This window comes from Thiolapillus sp. (assembly GCF_048562965.1).
Taxonomy (GTDB): domain Bacteria; phylum Pseudomonadota; class Gammaproteobacteria; order Chromatiales; family Chromatiaceae; genus Thiolapillus; species Thiolapillus brandeum_A.
In genome coordinates this window covers 1-2,002 of sequence record NZ_JBHNMF010000568.1, presented here as the reverse complement: position 1 = coordinate 2,002, position 2,002 = coordinate 1, and the positions used below count along the sequence as shown (strand labels likewise).

The 2,002-nt window shown below is 49.7% G+C and carries 3 protein-coding genes and 1 pseudogene; 2 read left to right on the top strand and 2 right to left on the bottom strand.

The features are described 5' to 3' along the window. Positions 1–148: 148 nt before the first annotated feature. Together ACOCD2_RS17805 and ACOCD2_RS17800 are read left to right on the top strand one after the other, a co-directional pair. Positions 149–565: a GFA family protein gene (locus ACOCD2_RS17805; RefSeq protein WP_293650038.1), complete on the top strand. Its 417-nt coding sequence runs from the start codon at positions 149–151 to the stop codon at positions 563–565. Between the two features lie 4 nt (positions 566–569). Continuing rightward, positions 570–1,211 carry a 3'-5' exonuclease gene (locus ACOCD2_RS17800; protein WP_308214497.1) on the top strand — a complete coding sequence of 214 codons (642 nt, stop codon included), beginning with the start codon at positions 570–572 and terminating at the stop codon, positions 1,209–1,211. 107 nt (positions 1,212–1,318) lie between these two features. Here ACOCD2_RS17800 and ACOCD2_RS17795 read toward each other — a convergent pair whose 3' ends face one another. Both ACOCD2_RS17795 and ACOCD2_RS17790 read right to left on the bottom strand, forming a co-directional pair. Further along, positions 1,319–1,444, bottom strand: coding sequence for a helix-turn-helix domain-containing protein (locus tag ACOCD2_RS17795; RefSeq protein WP_293650039.1), 126 nt, complete (start codon positions 1,442–1,444; stop codon positions 1,319–1,321). A 19-nt stretch (positions 1,445–1,463) separates the two neighbouring features. Next, positions 1,464–1,826 (bottom strand): annotated as a pseudogene (locus tag ACOCD2_RS17790) (transposase); the annotation flags it as partial. Positions 1,827–2,002: the final 176 nt, after the last annotated feature.

The window sequence follows — 2,002 nt, the reverse complement described above, 5'->3', positions numbered from 1 at the left end:
ACTCTAAACTCTAGACCACTGACATATCATGGCAAAAGCAGAAAGATCCAGGAATCTGCCACACCCGCTCGCTCGATGCCCGAATCAGCACCGATAACAACACCAGGAAATAGCGTAGTATTGAGCACCTGCCAGAAAGGAAAACACTATGCCCAGCACCGTTAGAGGCCGCTGCCTATGTGGCGGCGTACAATACGAAGTCACCGGGAAGCCCTTGCGCTTCTATCACTGCCACTGTGGACGTTGCCGTAAATCCAGCGGCACAGGCCATGCCAGCAATCTGCTGATGACTCCGCATACCGGCATTGCCTGGACACAGGGTGAATCACTGCTGAAATCTTACAAGGTTCCTGATGCGGAACGGTTTTTTAACTGCTTTTGCAGCGAATGTGGCAGCCCCATGCCACGTGTGATACCCCAGCTTCATGCTGTGCTGATACCGGCAGGATCACTGGATTCACCGTCTCCCCTGCCGGCTCAGGCCCGTATTTTCTGGGATTCCCGTGCCGAATGGTCCTGTTCGGATGATCTCCCCAGCTACGCGGAATATCCACCCGCAAAGTAGTTTGGTGGACGTGGATTCCAGCGCCAGCACCGTTGTAGTACTCGATTTCGAGACCACAGGCTTGTCTCCGGATCACGGGAACCGCGCTATCGAGATCGGCGCAGTAAAGCTGGTAGATGGTGTAATCGTTGACCGATTCCAGCAACTGATGAACCCCGGTCGCAAAATCAGTTTCTTTATTGAAGACTTCACAGGCATTACCAATGGCATGTTGCAAAATGCACCTTCCTGTGAAGAAACCATGTGCTCATTCGCCCAATTTGTTCAGGATTTCTCATTGGTTGCACACAATGCGTCCTTTGATGCACGATTCCTCAGGTCTGAATTCGAGAGGATTCATCATGTACAGGATGAACCTTTTGCCTGTTCCATGCTGGCTGCCCGTCGCATCTACCCCAATGCGCCAAATCACAAACTGGAGACCCTGGTTCGTTACAAAAACCTCCCCAGTGATGGAAATTACCATCGAGCACTAGCCGACGCTGAAATGACCGCACACCTTTGGAAGGCAATACTGGACGATATAAGTACGCAATACGGCATCAGCCACATTCCCTTTCGCCTGATGCAAAAACTCACTCGTACCGCAAAACAGTCTGTCCCCAGGCTTCTTTCCTGCATAAATCAACATGATGAACGTTCATGATGCTCTATCTGATGGAATAGGGCGATGCTGTATACAAACAATCGACGATACAGCCAGTGTACTGAATCGAATTGCGACAAGCGCTGCGGATATTGTCAAATCAAGGCTTATTGTTGCTCAACCTGAATCCCGTACTTTTTCATTTTCTCCCACAGATTTTTTCGGCTGATGCCAAGACTCACGGCAGTTTCGGTGATCTTCCACTCATGTTCTTCCAAGCGTTCCCGAAGCAGCTTTTGGCTCTTCGACGTTTCATATGGATTTCAGTATGGAACCCGCCGGGCTGGCAATCATGTAGATCATAGTTATAAAAGTTCGGTTGTTTCGATAGCCTCTGGCTCGTGCTCTGGCTGCTTGGAACAGGCTGTTCAGCCCTTCCATTCGTGCGTTGGTATAGGTTGATGTCCATCGGCGAACTACACGCTCCGCATGGTTCTCCAAAGTCGCTAATGCCTTACGCACAGGCTCCAACAGATCACTATCTCCAATGAGCTCCCTAGCGTATCCAATGAACCGCGTGATCCGCCAACGGGCTGCTCTGGGTGTTTTGGCTAATCGTATCCAATCGAGACGTTCCTTGATTCGCCATGCGGTTGCTGTATCCAAGCCTTGATCTAGCTGTCTAGTCCCGATAGATCATATATTTTCTTTTTGAATAATTCCGGTTGTTTTTTGGTAACTACTCACCCCTAAGATGAGTACAAGCCTGCCTCGATGGATCTACAATCGCTTTTTCATGTCTGTAGAGGCTTGACATCATAGTACGCCGAGTCTATGCTATTGACCCAACA

Coding starts and splice junctions, on each gene's coding strand:
- ACOCD2_RS17805 (WP_293650038.1), top strand. CDS start 149: ATGCCCAGCACCGTTAGAGGCCGCTGCCTATGTGGCGGCGTACAATAC.